Genomic DNA, 20,320 nt, shown 5'->3' with positions numbered 1-20,320 from the left:
ATAAATTTCATAATGAGTTAGATGAAAAAATGCTATATTTATATAAAAAAATAACTTTAAAACATTAACTATGAAAAAAAATCTATTTATTTTATTATTATTCGCATTCGTTAACGGTTTTTCGCAAGTTTATACGACTCTTCTAAAAGAGGGAAATAAATGGTGGGTTTACTATCGTGAAGGATGGTGCGATATCTGTAATGCGCAATATAAAGCATCTTATATTTTTATAGACGGAGAAGCAACTGCAAATGGCGTTACTTACAAGAAAATTTATTCGAATCTTTATCATATTACTCCCTACAGTCCGTTTGGAGATGGCGTTCCAAATACCAATAACCCGGACGTCTTTGAATGTTTAATGCGCGAAGATATTAATACAAGGAAAGTTTTTGTCTTTGATAGCAGCACAAATACAGAGAAATTGCTATATGATTTCTCAGCACAAATAGGAGCTACTATTAATAGCGAATGGAAATGGGGTCCGAATAATTGGCCAGTTAACATCGACAATATTTTGTATGGTTCCGTGTTTGGAAAAAATAATATTAAAACGTTTCAAACAGACTCGGGTTTTATTTATGAAGGAATTGGTTCGCAATCCGGCTTGTTTACCAGACCTGGTAGTCAGCCTTTCGAAATAGGAGCCTACTGGTTGGATTGTTTTGAAGATGTTTCGGGAAAATCTTGCAACAGCCAATTTGTTTTAGGAACTTCGGAAAATTCACTTGAAAAAAACTTAACTTTATATTATTCCAAAGAAAATCAGGATTTCAAAATCTTAGGAAATCCATCACAAGATTACAAAGTAAGTTTTTATGAATCAACAGGCAGATTGCTGCAAGAAATTAGTGCCAAAGGAAAACAAAATTTTTTCTTGAAAAGTAAAGGTAAAAGCAAAATCCTTCTGTATACAATTACAAGTCAAGGCAAATCCTGGAAAGGAAAAATAATGATTCAGTAGCATTTTATTTTAAATTAATCTAAAACGCTTGCAGAAATGGAAGCGTTTTTGCTTGTAACTTTGGCAAAATTTAAAATAAAAATTATGATTAGAAAATTACTATTCGCATCCATTTTAACTTCAGCTTTTTACAGTCAGGCGCAGACAACGGTTTTCAAAGAAGATTTTGAAGACGAAGCATCTGTTGCCCAATGGAAACTGTATGACAGAGATGATGATGGAGAAAATTGGGAAATTCTGAATGCGGAACTGAATGAGCTACCGAACTTCTCTGGAAATCTGGCCGTTTCATTTTCTTGGTATTTAGAGGTATTTACACCGGACAATGTTTTGGAAAGTCGTGCAATCACATTGCCCGATTCTAATGTTCTAAGCTTAACTTTCAAAGCTGCTGCGGGAGACGAAGAGGTTTTTCAGGAGCATTATGCCGTTTACGTAATTCCAGCAGCTTCCACTTTTACCGCCAGCGAAACACCTGTTTTTGAAGAAACTTTTGATTCAGGATATTTGGATGTTGCAAAAGTGATTAGTATTGATATTTCAGCTTTCAAAGGGCAGGACGTAAAACTGATTTTCCGACATTACGATTGCACCAATATTTTCTATATTGGAATCGATGATATCGAAATTAAAGATAATTCAGCATTGGCGGTTTCAGAATCGGCTGCTTTGTCTCTCAAAATCTCTCCAAATCCGGCAACAGACTTGGTTAAAATATCAGGAATTAAAAATATTGATAAGGTGAGAATTTTTGATATGACTGGCAAAATTGTCAAGGAAGCAAAAACTTCTGAAGTCACAGTCAAAGATCTTGCTGCAGGGCAGTATATTATTAATGTTTATTCAGGAAACGAAGTGATTTCCAGAAAATTGATTAAAAAATAAATTTTAAACGCTTCAAATTTTGGAGCGTTTTTTATTACTTTTAACTCTATTATCATATTATGAAAAATATCTATCTATTAGTATTTTTAGTTTTTATTTCTTGTGGAAAATCAATCGAAGACAACTGCTTTCAGGATAATGCAGATGAAGCTGAAGTTTATAAAGAAGAGGTTCCGTTTACAGTACAAGAAATTCTAAGTCATAAGCCGGATTATCTCACGATTTCTAAACTCAAAAAATACAGAAGTTTCAAGGAAGATAGTATTTCGTCTCATTTTTATGATATTAATAATGAAAAAGAAGAGCTGAGAAAATATGAGGATCATAAGAAATATTATGCGAAGTTTGACTCGCTTTTCAATGGACAGTTTGCTTTTTCCTCGAAACAATTTTTGGATGGGAAAGAATATGCTTTAGCAAAAAATGAACTCGGATTTTGGCTTGTAAAAATTGAAAATGATAAACCCTACGCTTATTTTCTGGGATTGAGCTTTAGTCACTATTATATTAATGAAGTTCAGACAGATCCGATTGTAAAAAATGGAAAATTACAATTGCTGGGGAGTCTTGTACAGATCATAAAAGTTCCGGGATTGCCTGGTTACGACGATTATTCTGCAATCGATGATGGCAGACTTTTTAGTATTAAACTGTCAGATCTTGAAAAAGATTCTGACAATGACGGTTATAATGATATTTTCGAAGAATCTTTTGGCTTGAACCCAGATAGTGAAGATTCTGATTCTGACGGGGTTGATGATTTCAATGATCTGAATCCACTTTTCAAATCAGAAAAAAATAAATTCACCAGCTTATTTGAACAATTATTACCCAAGTATGCCACTTCGGTAGGACAGAATTTCAAAAAAATGAATTATTATTTTGTAGTTTATGATAATGATTGCGAATATTTTCAACACGTCAATCCGGAACTAAGAACCATAATTATCCCTGAAGAAACTAGTAAACGATCATATTATTTGCGAGTGACAGATGTTATAAATGGTGGAATTTCCAAAATGAAAAAGGATAAAAAAAATCCAGATAAATTCTATATTTTGAAATGGGGAAGCAGTTCTACAACAGATTATTGTGTAGAATTTATAAATGGAAAATGGAAGATCAATATCACCAGCTCTACTGTCGTCTGAAACTATAGTTAAAATTAATATACTATCAAACTAAATCAGAGCCGGAACAGCATCCGGCTTTTTTATTGAGAAATTTATCAATATCGATCAAAATTAATTCTCAAAACTTTCAGATTAAATTTCATTTCGTTAAATTTGTGAGTTACCGATTCTTTGACGGTTTCAACATTTTTAGAAATCTATAAATATGAGCGAAATCAATCCTGTAAATTACTCCGAAGATAATATCAGAACCCTCGATTGGCAAGAGCATATCAGGCTTCGTCCCGGGATGTATATTGGAAAATTGGGCGACGGTTCTTCTGCGGACGACGGGATTTATATTCTCCTCAAAGAGATCATCGACAACTCCATTGATGAGTTTGTGATGAAATCCGGAAAACGCATCGAAATCAAAGTGGACGAAGGCAAAGTCACAATCCGCGATTACGGTCGTGGAATTCCATTGGGAAAAGTGGTGGATGCTGTTTCCAAAATGAACACCGGTGGGAAATATGACAGCAAAGCTTTTAAGAAATCGGTCGGTCTGAATGGTGTTGGTACAAAAGCGGTAAATGCTTTATCTGGGTTCTTTAGGGTAAAATCTGTACGGGAAAACCGCGTGAAAATGGCGGAATTTTCGAAAGGAATCATTAAAATTGATTATCCTGAAGCAGACTCATCCGACAGAAACGGAACTGAAATCAGCTTCATTCCGGATGAAGAAATTTTCATCAATTTCAAATTCAGAAAAGAATACGTGGAGCGAATGCTTCGTAATTACGCTTATCTGAATCCTGGTTTGACAATTCTCTTCAACGGTGAAAAATTCTATTCCGAAAATGGATTAAAAGATCTTTTGGAAGAGGAATTGGAAAGCGACATTCTTTATCCGATCATTCATTTGAAGGAAGAAGATATCGAAGTTGCCATCACACATTCGGACAAATCCCAGACGGAGACCTATTTTTCTTTTGTTAACGGACAAAATACAACGCAGGGTGGAACGCATTTGAACGCATTCCGTGAGGCTTTCGTAAAAACAATCAGAGAATTTTACAATAAGAATTTTGAAGCGGCGGATATTCGCAAATCGATTATTGCTGCGGTTTCTATCAAAGTAATTGAACCGGTTTTTGAATCTCAAACCAAAACGAAATTGGGCTCAAACGAGATTGAACCTGGCGGAATGACGGTGCGCACGTTCATCATCGATTCACTAAAAAATAAACTGGACAACTACCTTCACAGAAATCCCGAAACAGCGGAAGCGATTCTGAGAAAAATTATGATTTCGGAACGTGAGAGAAAAGAACTTTCAGGAATTCAGAAATTGGCAAGAGAACGCGCTAAAAAAGTTTCACTCCACAACAAAAAACTGAGAGACTGCCGCCATCATTACAACGATCAGAAAGCGACAAGAAAATCTGAAACGATGATTTTCATTACGGAAGGAGATTCGGCTTCTGGTTCAATCACAAAATCCAGGGATGTGGAAACTCAGGCTGTTTTTTCTTTAAAAGGAAAGCCGCTTAACTGCTACGGATTGACGAAAAAAGTGGTTTACGAAAATGAAGAATTCAACCTTTTGCAGGCTGCGCTTAATATTGAGGAAAGTCTGGAAGATTTGAGATACAATCACGTTGTCATCGCAACAGATGCCGACGTGGATGGGATGCACATTCGTTTGCTGATGATCACATTTTTCTTACAGTTCTTTCCGGATTTGATTAAAAATGGACATCTTTATATTCTTCAAACGCCATTATTTAGAGTTAGAAATAAAAAAGAAACCAGATATTGCTACTCCGATGCAGAGCGATTGAAAGCGTTGGACGAATTGGGCAGAAATCCGGAAATCACACGATTCAAAGGACTTGGTGAAATTTCGCCAGACGAATTCAAACATTTCATTGGAAAAGATATCAGACTAGAACCTGTCGTTTTGGGTAAAGATCAAACCATTGCGCAGATTCTGGAATTTTATATGGGTAAAAATACGCCTGACAGACAATTGTTTATTCTTGATAATCTGGTGGTTGAGGAAGGCGATATTGATAAAAAAGTAAATCTGGAAACAGTATAAATGAGATTAAGTAATAGAAATAGAGTCCCAGTTTATAGTTTCATATATTCACTGTGTGGGATTGTTTTTATTTTGGGAGTTATTGCTTACATTTTGGAAATCAATAAGTTTGATATTTTTGGAGACAAATCCTGGGTTTTGTTATTATTTCCGTCACTTATTTCTGTTTTGCTTTATTTATTGGGCAGACCTATTTTTGAATATGACAGTGATGGCGAAGCGCTCAATTTCAGGAACAGTCACATCATTTATATATTTTCAAAGAAAAATGCAAAGGACGAATTTCCCAAGTACAAATTATTAAAGTTTAATATCGTCAATGCGGTAATTTTTAAAAAATTATATATTTATATTTCCAGTAAAAAAAGTCATGTTTTAATATTAAAATATGATATTTCTTTTCTCAGCAGAAAGCAAATCAAAGATCTCAAATTTTCTCTTAATAAAGTGATAAAAGCGAACAAAGAAATCAGACACGACGATAATACAGCAACAGATTAATGGAAGAAAGTACACATCACGAAGAAAGCCTGAAAAAAGTTTCAGGACTGTATAAAGACTGGTTTCTGGATTATGCGTCTTACGTTATTCTGGATCGTGCGATTCCTTCTATTTTTGATGGTTTCAAGCCGGTTCAGCGCCGAATTATGCACTCGATGCGTGAGTTGGAAGATGGTCGCTACAATAAAGTGGCGAATGTTGTAGGGAACACGATGAAATATCATCCGCACGGCGATGCATCCATTACCGATGCAATGGTGCAGATTGGCCAGAAAGAATTATTAATTGATACTCAGGGAAACTGGGGAAATATCTACACAGGCGATTCTGCAGCGGCAGCCAGATATATTGAAGCGAGATTGACTCCTTTTGCTTTGGATGTTGTTTTCAACCCGAAAACCACACATTGGACAAAATCTTATGACGGCAGAAACAACGAGCCTGTCGATCTTCCGGTAAAATTCCCATTGCTGCTGGCTTCCGGAGTTGAGGGAATTGGCGTTGGACTTTCGACGAAAATTATGCCTCATAATTTCAATGAGTTGATAACGGCTTCAATCCTTTATCTTAAAGGAAAAAGATTTGAGTTATTCCCGGATTTTCTGACTGAAGGAATGTTGGATATCACCAATTATAACGACGGAAAACGAGGTGGAAAAATCAGAGCCAGAGCCAGAATTATCCAAAAAGACAAACACACACTTTCCATCACCGAATTACCTTTTTCCAAAAACACAGGCGATTTGATCGACAGTATCATCAAAGCTAATGAAAGAGGGAAAATTAAAATAAAAAAAATTGAGGACAATACATCCGATGTTGTAGAAATCAATATCCATCTTCATCCCGATGTTTCGCCGGACAAAACGATCGATGCGCTTTACGCTTTTACAGATTGTGAAGTTCCCATTTCTCCGAATGCCTGCGTGATTGTAGGTGATAAGCCAATGTTTCTCTCGGTTTCCGATATTCTGAAACACAATACAGATCACACGGTTTCTTTGCTTAAAAAAGAATTGGAAATCGAACTTCACGAGTTGCAGGAAAACTGGCATTTTTCTTCATTGGAAAGAATTTTTATCGAGAACAGAATTTACCACGACATCGAGGAAGTGAAGTCCTGGGAAGATGTGATTTCGACCATTGACGAAGGTTTGAAACCTCACACCAAACATTTGTTGAGAGCCGTTACGGAAGAAGATATTTTGAGATTGACGGAAATCCGAATCAAAAGAATTTCACGTTTCGATCTTGATAAATTTAAAGAAAATATTCTCGCGTTAGAAGGAAAAATAGAGCAGGTAAAACATCATTTGGCAAATTTAATTGCTTATGCGATTGATTATTACACCAACATTCAGAAAAAATACGGTAAAGGAAAAGAACGTAGAACAGAGCTAAGGATTTTCGATACCATCGATGCTTCCAAAGTGGCGGTTGCAAATGAAAAATTCTATGTCAACCGTGAAGAAGGTTTCATTGGAACTTCACTCAAAAAAGACGAATTCCTTTTCGATTGTTCAGATATCGATGACATCATCACGTTCCAAAAAGACGGAACTATGAAAGTCGTAAAAGTGGAAGGGAAAACTTTCATCGGAAAAAATATTGTCCACGTTGCGATCTGGAAAAAGAATGATAAGAGAACGGTTTATAACTCCATTTACCGTGAAGGCCGTGAAGGACCTTATTATATGAAACGTTTTTCCGTGACCGGCGTTACGAGAAATACCGATTACAAATTGGCATCTGACAAGAAAGGTTCAGAAATGCTTTATTTCTCGGCCAATCCAAATGGTGAAGCAGAAGTGGTTTCTGTTTTATTAAAACCAAACGCCAGAGTCAGAAAAAACAAAATTGACATCGATTTTTCAGAAATTGCCATCAAAGGCCGTGATTCCAAAGGAAATCTGGTAACCAAATATGCAGTCAAAAAAGTAGATCTCAAAGAAGAAGGCGTTTCCACATTAGCACCAAGAAAAATCTGGTTCGATGATTCCGTAAGACGTCTGAATGCCGACGGAAGAGGAAGTCTGCTGGGAAGTTTCAAAGGTGATGATAAGATTCTGACCATCAACTCGCAAGGCGAGGCCAAATTGGTTTCGTTCGATCTCATGAACCGTTTCGATGACGAATATCTGATTCTGGAAAAATGGAAACCCGAACAGCCAATCACCTGCATCTACTTTGACGCCGAGAAAGACAAATATTTCGTCAAACGTTTCCTTCTGGAGAATACGACCAATATTCAATCTTTCTTCAGCAACGAAAATCCGAAATCATTCTTAGAATTTGTTACGACAGAAGTTGGTGCAATTGCAGAATTGATTTATCCAAAAATAAAAGACAAACAAAAAGATCCGGAAACGGTAGATTTGGACGAATTTATCACAGTCAAAGGAATCAAAGCTATTGGAAATCAATTAACTAAGGATAAAGTTAAAAACATTAATATTACAATCCCTGAACCACCGGAAATCATCGAAGAAGAACCGGAAATAGAAGAAGTTTCAGATGAAGATCTGGACGATGAAGGCGGAACCATCGGAAGTCTTTTCGACGAAGAATCAGAGGAATAATAAAGGCTTCGACAACAGCCTGACAAAAAATATATAAAAAATGAACATCGTTTTACTTATCATCATCGTAATTACCTGCGTCATCAGTTACGTTGGACTTCAGCAGCCGGAGTTTTTCCAGAAATACAAATTCGAAGTTGGTGCAATCCAAAGACGCAAAGAATATCTGAGACTGCTGTCAGCCGGATTTCTGCACGCCGATTTTATGCATTTATTTTTCAATATGTATACGCTCTACATCTTTGCACCGATTGCACTGATGGGATTCCACGTTTACGGATTTTTAATTGTCTATTTTGGCTCGATGATTTTAGGGAATTTATTTTGCCTTTATCACTACAGAAATGTGCCGTTCTATTCTGCAATTGGCGCTAGTGGAGGCGTGTCTGGGATTTTGTTTGCGGCTGTTGCGTTAGCACCCAATCAGATTCAGATTTGGTTTATCCCAGGCTTTCTTTTCGGAGCCATATATTTTGGATATTCCGTTTATATGATGCTGAATCCGAGAATGAATGACAATATTGGTCACGCGGCACATCTCGGTGGTGCATTTTTCGGATTGGTTTACGCCGTGATTGCGTATCCCGAATTGGCTATGCAGAACGCACTCTACATCGGTGTTATGGCTGTACCATTGATTTATTTGGCATTCGAAATCTTCGTCAGAAAAAGAATTGGATAAAAATTAGGAGCAAGAAGTTTGCATTTTCGTTCCAGGATTCCAACCCGCTGTCCACTATATCTTTTTTTTGTGATTGCGACCCAAGTTAAGTTACTAAAAAAGAACTTTTCTACACCGCAATCCCAAAAAAGGATGCCGTTCCCATCGGGGCTATGTTCAGGTTTTGTTATTCTATCAAGATTTTTACCGTTGAAAAATTCTTCATATTGATGTGAAGCTATCCTTTTTATAGTTTTTTTAAAGCGTAGATTATTTTTCGGTAATTTACTCATTAGTCCTGATCACTTCACCATACATACATCGGCAAAATACCGCAAATTATTTCTCTGAACAATCAACTATTTGATCACATTACAAAAAAAACGAGGCTTCTCAATTAAGATCAGCCTCGTTCCGATTAAAAACACAATTATGAATAAATTTTATTTTTTGATCACCTTGAAGGTTTTCTCTTCACTACCAATCTGGGTTTTAATGAGATAAATCCCTGCTGAAATCTGGCTCATATCAATAGAATTTTCATTCTTATTTGATTTGATCAACTGTCCCGCGACATTGTAGATGTAGATCGAATTTATTTTTTGGTCTGATGAGATATTCAAAACATCTTTTACTGGATTTGGATAGTATTTCAGTGAAACTTTAGCCACGTCCGAAACAGCGAGTTTTCCGACATTCAGGCTATAATCTTCCACCTGACCGTAATATGAATTACCGCAAGGCGTGGTATTTGGATTTGAAATCGCACCGTAAAGTCTGACTCTCATTTTCGTTCTTCCAGATTTGATGGATGATGGAATAGTAATAACACCTTTCCAAGGCGATGTATTGTAACCTGTAGTTAAAACATTCTCGCCTGCATCATCAAAATCACCGTCCTGATTGAGATCTATCCATACAATTACCTGATCGTAATCCGCAGAACCAGTCGTGGAAGTTGCTGTGAAATTATAAATCTGACCAGCCGTCACATTCCCGATCACATTAGAATAATCTTCGTAGCCAGCAGTGGAAGTTGAATTGTTATTAATATCAGCAAACGTCACATTCGCAATTTTTTCCGACATTAAATAAGTCGATCCTGCTGAGCAATAATTATATGCAGCCGTGTAAAAATTAATATTGGCAAAAGTTCCTGTTGTACCACTACAAGTAGCTGCTACATTCACATCGTATGAAGTATTAATTGATAATTGTGATAACGTAAAGTGGTTAGTATTGATATTATTTATAACCGTCCAGGCAGTTTCTGTTGATTTTTTATACCTCAAAGTGTAAGTTGCATTGGCAACCAAATCCCAGTCGATATCCGCCGTGGTCTGAGTGATGTTATTTGCCAGCAAACTGGTCGGTGCGGAACCGTTACAAGCCAAAACGCTTGAAACCGCTACCTTTCCTAAAGCATAAAAAACATTATCAATTGCCGAAACTCTGACTACGATATTCTGATTGGCAGATACGGCTGAAAAGCTTAAAGATTCCGATCCATCATTAGGCGTAGAAGCTGTTAAAACATTCCAGTTTAAGCCTTGATCTGTTGTGTAATCTATTTTCACATTTGCAACATTGTAAGGTGCAAGATTGGTATTTGCAACATCCCAGGTAATATTGCTCGAAACATTATTATAAACCTTAACTGTCGTCATTTTGAAAGGACCTTCGTTGCCAACCATTATCGTTTGAGAACCAGATACTGTCTGCTGCTGCGTGACATCTGGATTATTATCTCTCACCAAAACCCTGAAGTTCATTGTCCTTGCTACATTCGAAACGGCTTCCCAATCTGTTGCGCTGATAAGATTTCCATTAATAACATTACTCAGCTTCGGAAAATATCTGCTTGATGACGCAGTGGCGGGCAGAGATCTGAATTTTGGACCAGTCGTGTTATCCCCAGTTACAGTTGTAATCGCTGAAGTTGCCAAGTCATATTGTTCCCAGCTGTAAGTCAACGCATTGTTTTCAGGATCTCCTGCATTGGCTGTTAAAAAGAAAGCCGTTCCCTTTGGAATCGTTTTATCTGATAAAGCAGCTACAACAGGCGGATTATTGTTAATATTAACTACAGTTCCGCAACTTTGTGAATTGACATAAGTCTGAACCTGCTCAATACTTCTTGTGTGATAATAAGCATCGCGGAAACTTTGGACATCCACATTGGTTATCCCGGCATAACTCATAATAGTAGAGCCAGATCCCGGTTCCATCTGCGCAGTCTGATTGGGCGCAGTCTGAATGTCAAAAGAATAAGTATGATCTGCACCAAACTGATGACCCATCTCGTGCGCTACCAGATCGATATCAAACCTGTCTCCTTCCGGTCCGCTGCCTGCTCTCGGCGCACTGTAAGCGGCTCCTTTGGAAGTTGCATCATTACTTCCGGATGGATTTCTGCAGACGTTGCCAACATCTCCTGCATTGCCAGAACCGCCAGCTCTTGTGAACAAATGACCAACATCGTAAACATCATTGCCTATGACAGCCGTCAGGGTTTGCTGTAATTCGCGATTCCAGGCTCCTGCGATACCGGCGTTTGCAGTAGAATACGGATCGGTCGCCGGAACAGAAAAAATCAATTGCGGAAAATCCTGAACATTCAGATGAATAGCAAAATCCTTTTCGAAGACGGCATTGACCCGCGTAATTGTAGCATTAATAGCAGCAAATGCCTGAGCAACGCTGCCAAAATACTGTGTATATTCACCTGTCACGGAAATCGCTAATCTGTAAGTTCTGTATTTTTTGTCACTGGACTTAGCAAAGTCTGTTGCTGAATTTGAGAAATTAGAACCTTTTGATAATTGATCAAGTTGATTTTTGCTTTGCAAAGACTCTGAAGTAGAGCACGAAAATGCGTGTTCTCCAGCTTGTTTCTCACTTTTAGGAAATACGCCGTAGACTGTTTTTTCTTTGTTTAATGGTTCAATAAATTCGTACTGACCATCTCTGAACATCATCGACTGCAAATCGTATGGCGAAACACTGAATCTCACGTAAGTTGTGGGATCGCCAACTTTGGCTCCAACGTAAGAACCTAGTTGATAACGGTCTGCTAAGGACTTTTCTACTACCGGTAAACTGTAGACTTCAAATCTTTCAATTGATCCATCGAGTGTTGGCAAATCAATCAGAATTGGTTGGCTGGATTTACCTGTCGGCTGTGCAGTTGCAAGCTTGGCTCTAATAGCGTTCAGATCAAGGGAATAGAAACTGCTGGCTTTTGTTTCTTTTGATTTTGTCCCTTTCATTGACGTCGGCGTCCATTGGGCAAAACTTAAAATTGAAACAAGACATAATGAAAGAATTGTGAAAATCTTCTTCATACTAATTATAATAATTGTAAAAATGATCATTAATAAAAACGAGGCTTTTCAATTAGATGAGCCTCGCTTCAATTAAAAAAAACTATGATGAATTAAATTTATTTCTTGATAACTTTAGTCATTTCAACTTTACCTTCTACAACGGTTTTTACAAAATAAACACCCGAAGAAAGTTTTGCAAGATTGATAATATTAGCATTATTGACTTCCTGAATCATCTGGCCTCCAACATTGTAAACGGAAATCTGACTTACTTTTTTATCAGAAGACACGGTCAAAACGTCATTAACCGGATTAGGATAAATCTGGATTTTCGCTTTGTTGGCAACATTATCTACCGCCATTGTAGCGATTGTAAATTCGTCTGCTCCGATGTCCGGTGTTGTTCCATTTCTTCCTTCATTGTCAATATCTACAGTCACATCAGCCAAAGCAACACCTTTATTGTCTATCGTTGAATTATCTGAAGTTTGAATAATGTGAAGATCTGTATCGGAGACGAATTTTGGAAGCGCCTGTAAAGAATTTGCATTGCTGCCGTAAGTTGTCTGCAGATTACTTAGAGCTGGTAAAATTGTAGGCGTCGTAGTAACCGATAAGATTGCCAGATTGCTGCTGCTGTAATAAATATTATTGTCAAAATTAGTGAAGATAATCTTTGGATCTGTGTTTGAAAACAAAGTGCTAAAATAGATTGAAGTCGCATAAGCTGGAATCGTAGCATCTGCAATATTGGTCACAAAAATATTGTTTCGAAGATCGATTGCGCCTGCAGCAGTAACACTGGTAATGCTGAGTGCAATAGGCAGACCTTTGTTAGTTCCGTCGTTTTGAGTCTCTGTAAGGTAAACCGAATTGTTATAAACTTTATATCCGGATCCAGCATTGATCAGGATCCCGCCGGTACTTCCGGAGAATGATGCGCCAAAACTTGAAACTTTTGAGATGAAATTGTTACTCACCAATGTGTTCGAAGCTGTTCCTGTATTCAATGTGATACCTTCTGCTCCTAATCCTGCGGAAGATCCTGCTTTTGTATTCAGAAGATTATTAATGGTGTTTTGGCTGATAACCGTTCCGACCGTACTTCCACCCAGACTTATTCCGGTAACAGAACTATTGAGTCCGCTGCTGAAGAGGTTTGTAATTTTATTTCTAAGAATTTTATTTGCTGAAGGCGCACTTCCTGCTCCTGCATTTGTAAAGATTTGAATCCCTGTTGCGCTGCCTCCTGCTATGCTATTCACACCGATATTATCAATGATATTGTCTGAAACTGTAGTATTCATAGTTCCTACAGCCAGCCACATTCCTCTTTTGGACTCGTTGTTTGCGGTATCAAAATTTCCTATTTTATTATTTGAAACCGTCACGCCGTCTGTTCCTCCCAAATAGATTCCCATCAATCTGTTGGAGTTTTCGCCGCTTGTTGAAAGATCATTTTTTGTAATCACAGATCCTGAACCATTACCAACAGCCGAAGTTGCAATCATATAAATTCCCTGATAAGATTTCTGAATAGAATTATTTTCCAGTCTGATATTATTAAAATAACCTGCAGTCTGCGCTCCCGCTGCATTGCTGACAATGATGCCGCTTCCGGCTGTCTTCACACCATTGATGATTGTCGTGTTTTTTAAAGTCACGTTGGTCAGTGGATTTGCAACATCCGAAGATCCCATTGCAACAACTACAGAACCTGTAGCAAAACCATTGACGATTGATAGATTTCTGCTGTCTGTTCCATTGTTGCTTCCATCGATTGTAACATTGCTTCCCAAGATTCTGAAAACAGGACCAGCTGTTGTAGCATTTGTAATGGTAGCAGATATTCCGGCTGCCGGTTTCAATGAAACCGAAGTGAAATTGGAAGTTCCTGTACTTCTGTTGAGAGCCGCTGTTGCAGTTTCGGATGTGTTTGCAGTGATGGTAATGTTGATGACACCTTGATGCGTACCAGCATTGATGGCATCAAAAGCACCTTTCACCGTCGTGTAAGTTGCCGTTTCTGTACCGGAAGTTGCCGTTACATCGACTTGTGCAAAAGCTGCTGTACCCAAAAGGATGGATAGAATTGATAAAGATTTTTTCATATAAGTTAGTTGTATTAATAGTTAAAGTAGGGCAATAAAAAACCGGCTATCGAAAAGATAGAACTTGAATAATAGCCGGATAAACAATTATGATTAAAAAATTACTTCTTGATAATTTTAGAAGTTTCGGTTTTCCCTTCTACCTCAGCTTTTACCACGTAAACGCCGGCAGAAAGGTTATTCACATTGACAGTATTTGCATTCTGAGCAGTTTTAACAAGCTGTCCTGCTGCATTATAAACAGAGATTGAGTTTACTTTTTTGTTTGTAGAAACCGTCAATACGTCTTTCACAGGATTTGGATAAAACTGAACTTTGTCGAATGAAGTTTCACCGGTTGCTAAAGCTTCTTTTACGGCTAAAGTGTAATCTTCAATCTGTCCGTTACTGTAATTTCCACAAGCTCCCGTTGGCCAGAACATCGCAAAAGTAGATGGTGAGTTTACTTTTAGAATTCTCATTCTAGTGTTACCAACGACTGCATTCTCAGGAACTTTGATGGTTAATTCTGCAGACATAGCATCCATTCCCGTACTTCCTTTTACGAATCCGATTCTGTAGATTTCATTTTCGTTGTCTAGTGTACCGTTTTGATTCCAGTCAATGAAAGCTGTGAATGTGCTAACTTTCCATGAACCGGCTGCATTACCTTTCACGGTTATTTTGTATTCTTTTCCTCTCTCAATATTTCCAACTTTAGTAAGGAAATTTTCATAAGAGCTGGCAGAATTGGGATCAGAAACATTGGTAATATCAGCAAATGTAACAGAAGTAATAGGCTCAGAAGTAGTTGCAGAAACACCACAATAAGAAGATGTGCTTGCAATATTTGGGAGAACTCTAATTTTGGTACTTCCTTTAAGACCTTCGCCAGACCAGTCGTTATAACTCAAAGTCCAGTTACCTTCTACAGGCTGCAAAGGAACCATTCCCGCAGGCGCAAAAAGTCTGGAGTCACTGTTGAGCTCGATATCCAGCTCCCCGTTTCCATCGGCATACATTTCCTCATCTTTGTTCAATTCCCAGGCGCCGGAAGAAGGATCACCAACATTGATTTTCACCTGACCGTACGGAACCAGATTTTTAACCTTGATTGTAGATCCGGATCCAAAATCCATCATTTTAAATTGTGTCGGAGTTGCCTCACCGGTGATCACTTCTTTGGGATCTTTGAAAACAGTATAATTTCCTGTTGCCATTTTTCCGGTAGCATCTTCCACTTTCAAAGTATAATAACCTAATGGCGATTTGTTGGTCCAGCCATTAAACTGAAATGTAATATTTCCAGTCGCATCTGTTGTAGAAGATAAAGATCTCAAACCGCCTTGAGGATCCACAGATGTAAACTTAATTGTCGAGTTGGCAGCAAAACCACCTCCGGTCACTTTGATCCCATAAGCCCAATACCAATATTCCAAAATGCTATTTTCCGGAGCAGGATTGCTGGGAACTGTTGTATCTATAGTGATCGTCTGTGCGGATAGAATTCCTGACAAAAGGAGGGATGCAAAAAAAGCGTTTTTCAATTTCATATTCTTGATTTTAAATTATAATCAAATGTAGCTATGAAATTTTTAAAAAGAAAACTATTACTGTTTGGAATCAGCGAATTTACACGAATTAAAACACCGTTTTTAAGTTCTAAGATTTTGATTATTAATGTTTTGGCGTAATGATTTTCACAAAACCGAGATTTAGACAATTTGATGAATCTCATACGATTTTAAATATGAAATAGATTAATTACTGCTGAAATAAATATTAAAATCGTAACTAATGATTATTTTTTTTGATAATATGTCAACTGTCAAAAACATCCCAAATCTACATTTTAGAATAGAGAAGGCTGTTTTTTTGGAAGTCAATTTAGGGTTTATAGCTCAATATTTGAAAAATGTAAAATGAGATAATCTGGCAAACTCTGTGATTTTGCTGACCAGAATTTTTTGAGACCGAAAACTTTTGACTTGCTCTTTATAAAATGAAAATCGGTTTATTAAGATAATAAACCGATTTTATTTAATTAATAAAGTACTGCCAAACTCTCAGCCGAGAAATCCGCTATCTGGTCAAAGTTTCCTTCTTTTACTTTTTTCACCCACTCGTAGTCACTCAAAAGAGCTCTTCCGACGGCTACCAGATCAAAATCCTGACGATCCAGTCTCGTCAATAATTCAGTAAGGTCACTTTTTTCGGAGCCTTGTCCTGCAAATGCACCCATAAAATCCCCATTTAAGCCAACAGATCCCACAGTGATAGTTGGTTGTCCGGTCAATTTTTTTGCCCAGCCAGCAAAATTAAGATCAGAACCTTCGAATTCCGGTTCCCAGAATCTGCGCTGCGAACAATGGAAAATATCAACGCCTGCTTCCTTCATTGGCAAAAGCCATTCTTCCATTTCAGCCGGAGTTGTCGCCAATCTGCTTTTGTAATCCTGTTGTTTCCATTGCGAAAGTCGGATGATGATTGTGAAGTCGGGTCCTACTGCAGCTCTCATTGCTTTAATAATGTCAACAGCAAATTTGCTTCTTTCCTTCAGGGTTTTTCCACCGTATTCATCAGTTCTTGTGTTGGTCACTTCCCAGAAAAACTGATCAATCAGATAACCGTGCGCACCGTGAATTTCCAGAACATCAAACCCAAGATCTTTTGCGGATTTGGCAGAGGCTGCGAATTGTGCAATTGTATCCTGAATATCTTCCAGGGTCATTGTGGACGCCTTTTCCATCTCAATTGTTGGATAATCCGGGGAACTTCTTGTGTCACCAACGTGCCAGATCTGAGGTCCCATTTTTCCGCCATTTTGGTGGACAGCATCAATAACGTTTTTCCATCCGTTCAAAGCTTCTGTTCCGTAAAAATCCGGGATGTTCTGAATGTTCTTCGAAGCAGGTCTGTTGATGACGGTTCCTTCCGAAAGAATCAGTCCAACCTCGGAAGCCGCTCTTCTTGCGTAGTAATCTGCAATTTGCTTTGTGGGAACACCATTGTCGGATTGTGCTCTCGTCATCGGTGCCATTACGATTCTGTTTTTAAGATGAAGATTTTTGTATGTAAACGGCGTGAATAATGCGTCTAAACTCATTGTAAATTTTGTTATTTGATTAATTGTTACACAAAGTAACTAATAATAGTTTGTATTTGTATCTTTTGATATATAAAAAGTGGTAACTTGGCGGTAACTAATATTATTATGATATAACCACGATATGAGACAGCAAAAAATACTTGGATGCAGCTGCCCGCTGGGAAATGCAATGTCAGCTTTGGGAAGCAAATGGAAACCAATTATTGTGATGGTCATCAATAACAGAAAATTGCGTTTTGGCGAGATTGATGCGCGCATTCCCGTGATTTCCAGAAAGGTGCTTACGGATCAGTTGAGGGAGATGGAAACCGATCATCTTTTGACACGTCAGGAGTTTAAAGAAATTCCGCCAAGAGTAGAGTATTGTCTTACGGAAAAGGGTTTAGCACTTTTGCCAATCCTCAATTTGCTGGAAGAATGGGAGGCAGAATTTGATATTAAAACAGAAAAAGTTTAAACTTATTTTTTATTACCAGCTTATTAAACCGTTTTTCAGAGCATTGTTATAAATCTCTTCATCAAAAGAGTAAAGGTCCGGAGCTTTGTGCGCGCCGCCTTTTCTTTGCTCGTCCAGTTTTTTCAGAATGCCAAGGTTTTTTATTTTTCGGTAAAAATTTCCCCTGTTAAGTTCTTTTCCGAGAATTGCTTCATACAATTTTTGAAGTTCAGACAGCGTGAATTTTTCCGGTAATAGATTGATACCAATTGGCTTGATCGAGATCTTTTCGCGTAATGCAACCAATGCTTTTTCCACGATTTCCTTATGATCCATCGCCATCTCGATGTCAGGTAGCTGGCTCAGGTAGATCCATTCGCAGCTTTCACTATATTCATCAACAGTCAAATCGATTTTTGACGGGTTGTACAGGGCATAATAACCAATCGTGATGAATCTCTGCTTGTGGAATAAGGTTTCATCAAAATCTTCGAAGTAATCTTCGCTTCTGTTCTTCTTTCCAAAAACACCAAACTCCTCCAGATAAGAAACAGCATTCACGCCGGCTCTTTCTCTTAAAATCCTCACTACGGCGTCGTCCAGATCTTCTTCTTTTTTTACGTATCCACCAGGCAAAAACCAGAGTTTTCTGTAGTTCATTTTCAGCAGGAGAACTTTCAGTTCGTTTTGGTCAAATCCAAAAATCACCGGGTCTGCAGAAAGGTTTGGGAGAAATATTTCTTTTGCTTCGTTCGATCGTTGTAAGATTAATTCCTTGGAGTCCATTTTTATTAGTTTCTGATGTCAATGTTACAAAAATATTAATAAAAAAATATTAAAACAGAATATTTTAGTAAAGCGTATTATTTTTGAAGAATTTGTAGCAGTAAAACCTTAATAATAAAACACTTCGATTCCCTTTTTTTAGTATCGATATTACAAAAATATTTCAAAAGTGGCAGTCTGAGCGGAGTCAAAGATTTTTGAAAATTAATATTATAGCCTGTTAAATGACAAATTTAATGTCTCAAAATAAGCAATTATCAACAAAAGAGGTTATCTTTAGCCTCTTTTTAAATTAAATGTATATGACAAATAATGAAGTTCAGGCGAAGAGGAGTTACACCGTTCCGCTGATTACAATTACCCTTTTGTTTTTTATGTGGGGATTCATCACGTGTATGAATGACATCCTTATCCCTTACCTCAAACAGCTTTTCCAACTCACTTTTTTCCAATCGATGTTGGTACAGTTCTGTTTCTTTGGCGCTTATTTTATAGGTTCCCTGATCTACTTTCTGATTTCCAGCTCACAAGGTGACCCGATCGATAAAGTGGGCTACAAAAAAGGAATTCTTTTCGGGATTTTCTTAGCAGCTTTCGGTTGCGTCTTGTTTTATCCGGCGGCGAGTTTGTCTTCATATCCCTTATTCTTAGGCGCTTTGTTTATTTTAGGTCTTGGATTTACAGTTCTTCAGATCACGGCTAATGCATACGTTTCGTTGTTGGGTCCGGAAGATTCCGCGTCCAGCCGATTGAATATGACACAGGCTTTCAACGCTTTCGGGACTACCATTGCTCCGGTTTTGGGTGGTCATTTGATCTTCGAATTATTCTCCGAGGCAGACGGTTCTTTCTCTGCAGCAGCCACGAAAATTCCTTATCTTATCTTTGCCGGAATCCTGTTGCTGGTCGCTTTATTAATTTCCAGAGTGAAGCTTCCCGATTTTCAGATCAAAGGCGAAGAGATCGTAAAAGGTTACGGCGCATTGAAATACAACCACCTGAAGTTCGGCGTTTTCGCAATGTTCTGCTATGTTGGTGGGGAAGTAGCGGTAGGAAGTTTCATCATCAGTTTTCTTGAGCAGCCACAGGTTATGAACCTTTCCGAAGTTGTCAGCAAAAACTACCTGTCTCTTTATTGGGGCGGCGCGATGATCGGGCGTTTCCTGGGGGCGATCTCTCTGAACCATTCCATCAGCCAGGGCAAAAAAGCCATCTATATGTTGGGTGCAGCGATTGCTGTTTTCCTAGTGATCTTCAGTATTGTGAATCTGACATTTGCACAGATCAGTTTCTTCCTGGTTTTCATTGCACTGAATTTCGTTGCGTTCTTCATCGGGAAATCTGCTCCTGCAAGAACCCTTTCTATCTTTGCAGGAATCAACGTTTTGCTATTGATTTCAGCGATGCTGAACCACGGCGAACTGGCGATGTACAGCATTTTAGGAATTGGGATTTTCAACTCGATTATGTTCTCTAATATCTATACGTTGGCGATTTCCGGCTTAGGAAAATACACAAGCCAAGGTTCTTCTTTGGTAGTCATGGCGATCTTGGGAGGCGCAATCGTTCCGATTTTCCAGGGCTTCCTGGCAGATCAGTTTGGCGTTCAGCATTCCTTTGTGATTCCTGTGTTCTGTTACCTGTTTATCCTGATCTTCGGGGCGTACTGCACTAAATATCTTGGTCACGTGAAACAGGATGCCGAGGCTAAGTCTGGACATTAAGATTTTTGAATTTTAAAATATGAAACCTGCTGGAGAGCAGGTT

The 20,320-nt window shown here is 38.1% G+C and carries 14 protein-coding genes; 9 read left to right on the top strand and 5 right to left on the bottom strand.

What is annotated here, in order from left to right:
* Positions 1-70: 70 nt before the first annotated feature.
* The 7 genes from LUD75_RS08440 to LUD75_RS08410 all read left to right on the top strand — a co-directional run bounded on the left by LUD75_RS08440 (position 71) and on the right by LUD75_RS08410 (position 8,827).
* Positions 71-964 (top strand): hypothetical protein, encoded by an 894-nt coding sequence (locus LUD75_RS08440; protein WP_232705240.1) that lies wholly within the window; start codon positions 71-73, stop codon positions 962-964.
* An 84-nt stretch (positions 965-1,048) separates the two neighbouring features.
* Positions 1,049-1,849: a choice-of-anchor J domain-containing protein gene (locus LUD75_RS08435; RefSeq protein WP_232705239.1), complete on the top strand. Its 801-nt coding sequence runs from the start codon at positions 1,049-1,051 to the stop codon at positions 1,847-1,849.
* A gap of 59 nt (positions 1,850-1,908) precedes the next feature.
* On the top strand, positions 1,909-3,000 hold the full coding sequence (locus LUD75_RS08430; RefSeq protein WP_232705238.1) for a hypothetical protein: 1,092 nt from the start codon (positions 1,909-1,911) through the stop codon (positions 2,998-3,000).
* 187 nt (positions 3,001-3,187) lie between these two features.
* A complete protein-coding gene (locus LUD75_RS08425; RefSeq protein ID WP_232705237.1) occupies positions 3,188-5,065 on the top strand; it encodes a DNA topoisomerase IV subunit B in 1,878 nt (625 codons plus the stop codon).
* On the top strand, positions 5,066-5,566 hold the full coding sequence (locus tag LUD75_RS08420) for a hypothetical protein (RefSeq protein ID WP_232705236.1): 501 nt from the start codon (positions 5,066-5,068) through the stop codon (positions 5,564-5,566).
* Positions 5,566-8,145, top strand: a complete 2,580-nt coding sequence (locus LUD75_RS08415) for a DNA gyrase/topoisomerase IV subunit A (RefSeq protein WP_232705235.1) — start codon at positions 5,566-5,568, stop codon at positions 8,143-8,145. Before LUD75_RS08420 ends, LUD75_RS08415 begins: the two co-directional genes overlap by 1 nt.
* Before the next feature lie 40 nt (positions 8,146-8,185).
* Entirely contained in the window at positions 8,186-8,827 is a 642-nt protein-coding gene (locus LUD75_RS08410; protein ID WP_232705234.1) for a rhomboid family intramembrane serine protease, read from the top strand.
* A 422-nt stretch (positions 8,828-9,249) separates the two neighbouring features.
* On the opposite strand, the gene LUD75_RS08405 is transcribed toward LUD75_RS08410, so the two are convergent.
* From LUD75_RS08405 to LUD75_RS08390, 4 genes are all read right to left on the bottom strand, one after another.
* Entirely contained in the window at positions 9,250-12,150 is a 2,901-nt protein-coding gene (locus tag LUD75_RS08405; RefSeq protein ID WP_232705233.1) for a reprolysin-like metallopeptidase, read from the bottom strand.
* Positions 12,151-12,248: 98 nt separating this feature from the next.
* On the bottom strand, positions 12,249-14,243 hold the full coding sequence (locus LUD75_RS08400) for a T9SS type A sorting domain-containing protein (protein ID WP_232705232.1): 1,995 nt from the start codon (positions 14,241-14,243) through the stop codon (positions 12,249-12,251).
* 101 nt (positions 14,244-14,344) lie between these two features.
* Entirely contained in the window at positions 14,345-15,775 is a 1,431-nt protein-coding gene (locus tag LUD75_RS08395) for a GEVED domain-containing protein (protein ID WP_232705231.1), read from the bottom strand.
* A 491-nt stretch (positions 15,776-16,266) separates the two neighbouring features.
* Positions 16,267-17,328: an NADH:flavin oxidoreductase gene (locus LUD75_RS08390; RefSeq protein WP_232705230.1), complete on the bottom strand. Its 1,062-nt coding sequence runs from the start codon at positions 17,326-17,328 to the stop codon at positions 16,267-16,269.
* 124 nt (positions 17,329-17,452) lie between these two features.
* Between LUD75_RS08390 and LUD75_RS08385 the strand changes: the two genes are divergently transcribed.
* The gene (locus LUD75_RS08385; protein WP_232705229.1) at positions 17,453-17,788 is read left to right on the top strand and encodes a helix-turn-helix domain-containing protein; all 336 of its coding nucleotides are present in this window, start codon (positions 17,453-17,455) and stop codon (positions 17,786-17,788) included.
* A gap of 12 nt (positions 17,789-17,800) precedes the next feature.
* Here the strand turns inward: LUD75_RS08385 and LUD75_RS08380 are convergent, their stop codons facing one another.
* On the bottom strand, positions 17,801-18,553 hold the full coding sequence (locus tag LUD75_RS08380; protein WP_232705228.1) for an NUDIX domain-containing protein: 753 nt from the start codon (positions 18,551-18,553) through the stop codon (positions 17,801-17,803).
* Positions 18,554-18,855: 302 nt separating this feature from the next.
* On the opposite strand from LUD75_RS08380, the gene LUD75_RS08375 reads away from it, so the two are divergent.
* Positions 18,856-20,277, top strand: a complete 1,422-nt coding sequence (locus LUD75_RS08375; protein ID WP_232705227.1) for a sugar MFS transporter — start codon at positions 18,856-18,858, stop codon at positions 20,275-20,277.
* Positions 20,278-20,320: the final 43 nt, after the last annotated feature.

Origin of the sequence: Epilithonimonas sp. JDS (assembly GCF_021261315.1) — a bacterium.
GTDB lineage: Bacteria > Bacteroidota > Bacteroidia > Flavobacteriales > Weeksellaceae > Epilithonimonas.
Note: the sequence above shows the minus strand (reverse complement) of the source record. Positions and strands in the feature narration are given on the sequence as shown.